Below are 8351 nucleotides of genomic sequence, written 5' to 3'. Positions count from 1 at the left end.
CCGACGAACTCAACGGGCGCCCTCGACAAACCCTCGGATTCCGCACACCATCAGAAGCACTCCAAGAAGTGTTGCGTTGACCGCCTGAGCCCGCACCGACTACCGCGCAGTCACCCGTACCGCCCCGTTCGCATCGACTGCTGTTGGTCGGATGATCAGAGGGAGCTGGTGCTGGCATCGTTCGAGAAGCCAGTTGCACCAGTTCCTCCTGATCGCTTGTCCAGCAATGGTTCTCGGAATTCGCGAGCCACCATACGCAGCCCCGAAACGATCAACCGGGAATCAGGCCGTGGATCCGGCTGAGTCAGCGCACCAGGCAAAGGGGGTCTCGCAGTACCTGTGTCACCAGGGTCTCCCGGACGTCCAAAACGCTTGTCAGACTGGGTAGGTCGAAAGCGGCGACAAAATTCCATGGACACGCCCTGAAGCTTCCCGCATCAGTCCAGCTGCCCCGAACCGTGTCGGCGCGTTCTTCCACGACAGAAGGGACCGATACCATGGCAGACATCCAATTCACCACTCACACAGAACTTTTCGATCTAAGTGGAAAGTACGCCCTTGTCACCGGCGGCACCAGGGGCATTGGGATGATGATCGCGCGCGGCCTTCTTCAGGCCGGCGCCCGCGTCGTCATCAGCTCACGCAACGCAGACACGTGCGCGCAGGCGCAGCATCTGCTGTCCGAATACGGTGACGTTCAAGCAATCCCCGCCGACCTGTCCAGGCACGACGAGTGCGTACGCCTCGCCGATCTTGTCATGGCCAACTCGGAACGCTTGGACATCCTCGTCAACAACGCGGGCGCGATGTGGCGCGAGCCGCTGGCGACGTTCCCGGACGAGGCCTGGGACACAGTGCTCGACCTCAACCTCAAGTCGCCGTTCTGGCTGGTGCAGGCGCTGCTCCCCGCACTTCGCCGGGCGGGCGCCGCCGAGGATCCCGCGCGGATCATCAACATCGGCAGTATCGCTGCCATCCACGTCGCCCAGTCGCCCAACTACTCCTACGCCAGCAGCAAAGCGGCACTCCATCAACTCACCAGAGTGCTCGCCAGAGAGCTTGGCCCACAGCACATCACGGTGAACGCGGTGGCACCGGGAGTGTTCCCGTCGCAGATGATGGTGTCCACGCTCGATGCCATCGGCGACACGATCGCGGCAGCGGCCCCGCTGCGCCGACTCGGCCGTGACGACGACATGGCCGGTATCGCCGTGTTCCTCGCCAGCCGGGCCGGGGCCTACCTCACGGGCACCATCATCCCGGTGGACGGCGGCATCGCGACGACCGCGTCGGGTACCCCTTAGCCTGCGCACTCGATGGGGCGCCCCGGGTAGTCGGCAGCCCAGAATGCTTGGCTGACAACACCACTCCCCACCGAAGATCGCCCGAACCCAGACCGGAACCTCGCCCAGACCAGCGATACCGACCGACGCCTCGTTGACCAAACCTCCATCGGGAGTGGCGATCACGAGCATTATCCCCGGCTCGGACCGCGTCGCGCCTGACCCGCCGACGAGGCCGATGCTCGGGCTTGACTTGGAGTGCACTCCAAGCCCTAGTGTCGGAGGCGTTCGTCAGCCCTACGAGGTACCGCCCGGTCCGCCGGCGGGAGGAGCATCCGCACATGATCACCCGAACCACACTCGGCTCACCCGGTCTCACCGTCAGCACGATGGGACTGGGGTGCATGGGGATGAGCGAAAGCTACGGCGCCGCCGACTGGGACGGCGGCCTGGCCACCATCGACCGGGCCCTGGAGCTGGGCATCACGTTCCTGGACACCGCCGACGCCTACGGCACCGGGCACAACGAGGTGCTGGTGGGCCGGGCCATCCACGGTCGCCGGGACCAGGTGCAGCTGGCCACCAAGTTCGGCATCGACCGCAGCGGCGGAGATCGGGCGCGCCGCATCCGCGGTGCCCGGGACTACGTGCTGCGCGCCTGCGACGCCTCGCTGCTGCGGCTGGGTGTCGAGGTGATCGACCTCTACTACGCTCACCGCCCACCCCAGGACGTGGAGATCGAGGAGACCGTCGGGGCGATGGCCGAGCTGGTCGAGGCGGGCAAGGTCCGTCATCTCGGTCTGTCCGAGGTCGACGGTGAGCTGCTGCGCCGGGCGCACGCGGTACACCCGATCACCGCGGTGCAAAGCGAGTACTCGCTGTGGACCCGCGACGTCGAGGCCCTCACCCCGGTGATGGCCGAGCTGGGGGTCGGGTTGGTGCCGTACTCGCCGCTGGGGCGGGGGTTCCTGACCGGCGCACTGGATCGTTCCGCGTTGGGCGAGAAGGACTTCCGGAGCAGCAACCCCCGTTTCGCCGGCGCGGCGGGCGAGGCCAACGAGCAGATCGCGCAGACCGTGCGCGAGGTGGCCGACCGGCTGGGCGCCACCCCGGCCCAGGTGGCGCTGGCCTGGGTGTACGCCCAGGCCGAGCGGCTCGGGGTGGCGGTGGCGGCCATTCCGGGCACCCGCAGCCCGGCCCGGCTGGAGCAGAACGCGGCCGCGTTGGAGCTCACCCTGGACGCCGAGGCACTGGCCGCGCTGGACCCGCTGAGCAGCCAGGTGATCGGCGAGCGTTACACCCCCGTGCACACCGCTGAGGTCGGTCGGGGTTAGCCGGTGGGCTCTCGCGCGCAGCGGCCGGGGCTATAGGTCCGGTCCGGCCTCCTCGGAGCTTTCGAGCCACGTGATCGCCGCTCCGGGGGCTGCACTGACCTTGTGGCCGTTGGCTATTGCCCAGGCTCTGATCGCGCTGCTCGCGGCGATGTCTTCCGGGCTCGCGCGCGGCGTCCAGCGGCCATATCGCACGCTTTCAGCGCTCATCCCGTGTGCGGTGAGAAGCCGCGAGAGCTGTTCGAACTCGGTCGGCGTCACGAAGGCCAGGTAGTAGTCGTGCCCGGAACCCAGCGACGCCAGGACACTACCGAGGGCGAAGGCGTGCTCACCGATCTCTTCGAGGAACGCTTCGAGGTAACCGACGCGGGCGTCGGCCGGCAGGACGAAGGTGGCGGCCCAATCCCAGGGCAGCGCAGTGGGATAGGAGCTCAGCGCGGTCAACTGCGCGCGGACAGACTGGAGATCGGCGTCGCGGGAGATGACCGCGATATCCGCGGTCCCGTTCGGGGATTCGGCGTAGCGAGACGGTTCAGCGCCCTCAGGGGTGAGCTGTGCCCGTCGTTGGGCCATGATGGCCCGCGCGCGGAACGCGTCGTCGGGTTGTTGCCGGGCCCAGTCATGGGCGCGGGCCGCGTTCTGCGAGGTCTGACGCACTATGCGGTCCGGTTCGGGCGGGGCGGGCCAGAACTGTAGGAGGTAACGGTCCAGCAGTGGCTCATCATCGAGCCTGACATCCCCCTCTCGTGCCTGGTCCATGCCCTTCGCGCAGTACCGCACCCGATAGTCGAGCCCTTCTTTCAAATCCAATTCCCAGAAGGCCTCACCAGCCCACTGCGCCAGGAAGGTTTGATCCGAGAGCGGATAGAACGAAACCTCCACGACGTCTTCCCATTCCGGATCCAGTGGCGGAGCCTGACCGCGCACTTCGACAGTGAAGCCGACGCTGCCGGTATGTAAACCGGTCGACAGGAATAGTGCGCCGGGTACCGCGGCGCCGCACAGCCCCGAGTTCTGTCCGGCGAACGCCTCATGCATGCGCGGGCTGTAGTCACCAGGGTCGCTTTCGACATAGATCTGGCTGTAGGAGACACCCACTTCACCATCGAGTCTGAACACTTCTCACACCCTAGAGAAGCCCACTGACAAGTCGGCTCCCGAACTTCGCGGCATGAACAACCCTGAAGTGTGCACAGGGTTCGGCACTTACTCGGTGCGCGCCGCATGGCCATCGTTGCCGGTCGAGGTCCGCGCCGAGTTCGATCGACTCCTGCGCGAGGGGCGCCGCATGTGGGCGATCAAGATGGTGCGGGAAAGCCCCGAGGTCGAGCCGAAGCCCAGCATCCACTGGCTGATGGACGCAATCGCGTACCGCTCGAACACGTTGGTGCTCAACGGCCGCTGATGTTCTACCGAGGGCGTCTCAGCGCTGCGCGAGGTAGACACGGGGAATGGATATTCGAGAACTTCAGGCGCGGGCGCTTGTCATTCACGACCTCTATGACGAGCTGAATCTTGCTCAGCGGGGACGGACTTGGACTCGGACGGACTTCATGCTCGGGTTTGTCGGGGACGTGGGGGATCTTGCGAAGTTGGTTATGGCGGCTGAGGGGACTCGGGCGATGCCTGGCGGCAAGGAGGCGTTGGAACATGAACTGGCGGACTGCCTTTGGTCGGTGCTGATTTTGGCGCAGCGCTATGAAGTGGATCTCGAAAACGTGTTCACCAGGACTATGGGTGAGTTGGAGGAGAACATCTCGGCGCGGCTGGTGAGGGAATCAGGGTCAGCGTGATCGGTTGGCCGCGATCACTGTTTGCCAGGCGCGTTTGAGGTGGTTAGTGGGGTGGATAGGAATTGTGTTCATGCACAACGCGAGGGAAGAAGCGGACGTCACCTACATCCGCTGACCCGCTTACTGCGAATCCTCCAGTTGGTAGCCGAGTTTCACGTCGTGGTTGACCTCACCACCGGCGACGGTGATCTGGCTGGTCGACGGGGGATAGCCGCGAGCCACAACGGTGTATTGCCCTTGCGGCAGATCGGTGACGAGATAACGACCGTTGTCGTCGGTGCGCGCGGTGGCGGTCAGATCACCGGTCGTGTTGAGGACGCTGATCTGAGCGTCCGGCACCGGCCGGCCGTCCTCGGCCAGAGCGGAACCGACGAGCACCGCCATGGGTGACATGTCGATGTCATGCCGAAGCAGTCCGGCATCGGGAACGGTGAGGGTGGTTGCGCTCGGCCGCATGTGTTCGGCCACGGCGACCAATGTGTATGTGCCGGAAACGATCCCGTGGCACACGTAGCGCCCGTCGGCGGTGGTCATCGCCGCGCCGACCACTTCGCCGCGCAGGTCGGTCAGGGTGATGGTGGCGCCGTAGAGCGGGGTGCCGCGGGCGGCGGAGCGGACGATGCCGGACAACTCACCGGAGCCGAGCAGGGTGAGGTCCAGGTGCTGCGCCCGCTGGCCGACCGAAACCGTCACCGCCGCGGGTTGATGGCCGGTGGCGGAGATGATCAGCACGTAGCTGCCACTCTCCGGCACACCGATGACATAACCGCCGTCGGCATCACCGGTCGCCCGCGAAACCTGATGCCCGCGTTGGTCGATCAGGGTCAGCGCGGCATCGGGCACGGGATGACCATTCTCCCTACGGATGCGTCCGCCGATCGCGCCGTCGCCGTACCCTTCGAACCCCTCCACCGAGTCGAGCACGGTCACCGTGGAACCGGTTGCCGCCATGGCGAACTCGTGCGAACCATTACCGCGGTGCTCAGCAGACGCGTGCCTGCCGACCGCCCCGGCAAGGACCGGTTCGGGTTCCGAGAGCGCCTGCGCGGCACCCTCCCAGATCTGATTCTCGTCCCAGCTCGACTCGGCGACGGCCGCCTTCCGCGCGGCGACCGGCACCGGATCGTCCTGCAACGGAATCTCTTTCATGAGCATCAACACCAGGCAGGCCAGCAACGCCACCGCCGCGGCGACATAGAACACCCAGTGCATGGAGTTGGTGAAGCCGATCAGGATCGGCACCTTCAGCTCGTCGGGCAGCGCCTCGATACCGCTGGTATTGCTCTGCATATTGCTGAGCTGTTCGGCATCGAACCCGGGCGGCAACGTTCCGCCGAACGCGTCGATGATCTTGTTGGGCAACAGGTTGAACAGGATGGTCAAGAACACCGCGACGCCGAGGGTGCCGCCCATCTGCCGGAAGAACGTCGCCGCCGCGGTGGACACGCCCATATCCGAACGCCGCCCCGCGTTCTGCGCCGCGATCACCAACGTCTGCATACAGAAACCGAGCCCGAGCCCGATCACCGCGCAGTACGCCAGCGGCTGCCACAGCACGCTGTCGTAGTGCACCTGCGCGTACAGCGCCGAACCGACCGCGGTGATGAAAGTGCCTGCCACGGGCAGGATCTTGTAGCGCCCGGTCCGCTTGGTGATCCGCCCGCCGAGTTGCGAGCCGACAGTGATGCCCATGACCAGCGGCAGCATCAGCAGCCCGGCATTGGTCGGGGTGAAGCCGCGCACCACCTGGAAGTACTGCGGCACCATGGTGATCGCGCCGAACATGGCGATGCCGACGATGAAACCGCCCGCGATGGTGACGCTGAACGTCGAACTCTTGAACAGCCGCAACGGAATCAGCGCCGCGTCCTTTATCAGGAACTCGACGAGCAGGAACAGCAGCAGCCCGACCCCGCCGACCCCGTAGCAGAGCAACGACCGATGCGATTCCCAACCCCAGTTGCGGCCCTGCTCGGCAACCACCAGCAGCGGCACGGTGCAGATCGTCAGCGTCACCGCGCCGAGCCAGTCGATGCGGTGATTCTGCCGCTGGTGCGGCACATTCAGCACCTTGGCGACCACGAGCCAGGCGAGCACCCCCACCGGCACGTTCACCAGGAACACCCAGCGCCAGCCGGCGATCCCGCCGAGCGTGTCGAGATCGGAGAAGAAACCGCCGAGCACCGGCCCGAGCACCGTGGCGAAACCGAAGACCATCATGAAATAGCCCTGATAGCGCACCCGTTCGCGGGCGGGCACGATATCGCCGACGATGGTGAACGCCAACGACATCAGGCCACCGGCGCCGAGGCCCTGGAACGCGCGGAACCCGGCGAGCTCGTACATCGAGGTGGCGAAGGTGCAGGCCACCGAGCCGACGATGAACAGCCCGATTGCCGTGAGGTAGAACGGCTTACGCCCGTAGATGTCGGCCAGCTTGCCGTAGAGCGGCGTGGTGATCGTCGCGGTGATCAGGTAAGCCGTTGTCGCCCAAGCCTGTTCGTCGAAGCCGTGCAGGCTGTTGGAGATCTTCACGATCGCCACGCTGACGATGTTCTGGTCGAGGGCGGCCAGGAACATGCCGAGCAGCAGACCGGACAGGATGGTCAAGATCTGCCGGTGTGACAGTGCGGGACCCGCGTCCGCTTCCAGGCCCGGCGGCGTTGCCTGGGTGGTGGAATTCGTCATGTGCGCCCTGATTCTGGTCGGCTGCGTTTGTCTGCGGTTTTCTCGAACACGCGCATCCGATCGACGGTCGCTGCATATCCACTGCGCGGCCATCGTCCGGATCGGCTCGGCGCTCGCCAAGCCTTGTGACACAAGCGATCTGCACTAACTACTGCTGGTAGAACTCTCAGCGGTGCGACAGTTCGGCGAGCTTACCGGTGTGCTGTGGGCCGCCAACAGGCGTGGCCCCTCCCCATTTTCACCAGCAGACCTACCAAAACCGCGCAACTAGTTGCTATCGCGAACAATACATAAGCCCGTCAATCCATTATCACCGCGGGTAGCGGGTTCCGGAGAAACCCGCGCCCGGATAGCCGCCTGCTATGTAAGGTCTTTCGTGTCTTGCCGCGGGCGAGACAAGCTTCTGCGGCGCGGGCTGCGGTATGCCCTTGGCGCAGGTTTCCGACCAGCATCCGGCGACAGGGGGAAACAGCAGATGTCCGAAACCGACCCGGCACCCGACGGACCGACACCGGCTCCGGCACCGCCCAGCGAACCGCCACCCGCACCGAACGACACCAGAACAGCCCGCTCCAGATCTTTCTGGCGATCTGCTCTTTTCTGGACAGTGGTGAGCGGTGTCACGGGCGTGCTCGCGTTGATCTACACCATCGCCCACGACAGGGGCTCCGATTCGCCCTCGGCGACGCCGACCAACTCACCCATTCCAGGTCCCACCGCGCGCCCGACCACCACCGAACCACCCGCACTCACCCACGGCCACCAGAAAATCGCCAACGTAGAAGGCATCGACCTGGACACCGGCCAGATCCACGACCAGAACCAACTCGGCGTAGACATGAGCCCGTCCAAAACCGCCGACTCGCTCAACGCCATGACCAACGGCAAGCCACGCTTCGCCATCCCCCGCGACACCGCCGGCTCCGGCCTGGACCGCTGCACCGCGATCGTGCCCGCCGCGTGGAGCCAAACCCTGGACAACACCTACCACCTGCCCACCGGCAGCCACCTCTGCGTGCAAACCGATCAGGGCAATCTCGCCGAACTCACGCTCACCCATATTCCTTCGGCTGCGGAGCAATACCTCGAATTCGATTTCACCACCTGGCGTCCCAGGTAAACCATTGCCGCGCGAGCCCGCGAGCGTACCGGTCGACGCACGCGACACCCGCCACACCCGGTAAGGCCCGACCCGGTTCGCGGGGACGGTAATGTTGGCACGTCGCGTGGTACAAGGCCCGGAGGGTGCGCCGCGC

General features: G+C 65.6%; 7 protein-coding genes. 5 read left to right on the top strand and 2 right to left on the bottom strand.

Translation table 11 applies throughout. From position 1 onward, the window contains the following. Window positions 1-497: 497 nt before the first annotated feature. Together AB0M22_RS44890 and AB0M22_RS44885 are read left to right on the top strand one after the other, a co-directional pair. Window positions 498-1304: an SDR family oxidoreductase gene (locus AB0M22_RS44890; protein ID WP_364739938.1), complete on the top strand. Its 807-nt coding sequence runs from the start codon at window positions 498-500 to the stop codon at window positions 1302-1304. A 320-nt stretch (window positions 1305-1624) separates the two neighbouring features. After that, complete coding sequence (locus tag AB0M22_RS44885) at window positions 1625-2617, top strand: aldo/keto reductase (protein ID WP_364739935.1); 993 nt, start codon at window positions 1625-1627, stop codon at window positions 2615-2617. A gap of 30 nt (window positions 2618-2647) precedes the next feature. Here the strand turns inward: AB0M22_RS44885 and AB0M22_RS44880 are convergent, their stop codons facing one another. Further along, the gene (locus tag AB0M22_RS44880) at window positions 2648-3733 is read right to left on the bottom strand and encodes a hypothetical protein (RefSeq protein WP_364739932.1); all 1086 of its coding nucleotides are present in this window, start codon (window positions 3731-3733) and stop codon (window positions 2648-2650) included. A 52-nt stretch (window positions 3734-3785) separates the two neighbouring features. On the opposite strand from AB0M22_RS44880, the gene AB0M22_RS44875 reads away from it, so the two are divergent. Then, on the top strand, window positions 3786-4019 hold the full coding sequence (locus tag AB0M22_RS44875; protein WP_364739929.1) for a hypothetical protein: 234 nt from the start codon (window positions 3786-3788) through the stop codon (window positions 4017-4019). A gap of 46 nt (window positions 4020-4065) precedes the next feature. Continuing rightward, window positions 4066-4407, top strand: a complete 342-nt coding sequence (locus AB0M22_RS44870) for a MazG nucleotide pyrophosphohydrolase domain-containing protein (protein WP_364739926.1) — start codon at window positions 4066-4068, stop codon at window positions 4405-4407. Between the two features lie 120 nt (window positions 4408-4527). On the opposite strand, the gene AB0M22_RS44865 is transcribed toward AB0M22_RS44870, so the two are convergent. Continuing rightward, window positions 4528-7095 carry an MFS transporter gene (locus AB0M22_RS44865; protein ID WP_364739924.1) on the bottom strand — a complete coding sequence of 856 codons (2568 nt, stop codon included), beginning with the start codon at window positions 7093-7095 and terminating at the stop codon, window positions 4528-4530. Between the two features lie 610 nt (window positions 7096-7705). On the opposite strand from AB0M22_RS44865, the gene AB0M22_RS44860 reads away from it, so the two are divergent. After that, entirely contained in the window at window positions 7706-8215 is a 510-nt protein-coding gene (locus AB0M22_RS44860) for a hypothetical protein (protein ID WP_364739921.1), read from the top strand. Window positions 8216-8351 lie beyond the last annotated feature (136 nt).

The sequence above is a fragment of the Nocardia sp. NPDC051756 genome (genome assembly GCF_040681495.1).
In the GTDB taxonomy this organism is placed as follows: Bacteria; Actinomycetota; Actinomycetes; order Mycobacteriales; family Mycobacteriaceae; genus Nocardia.
This window is presented reverse-complemented; position numbering and strand designations above follow the sequence as displayed.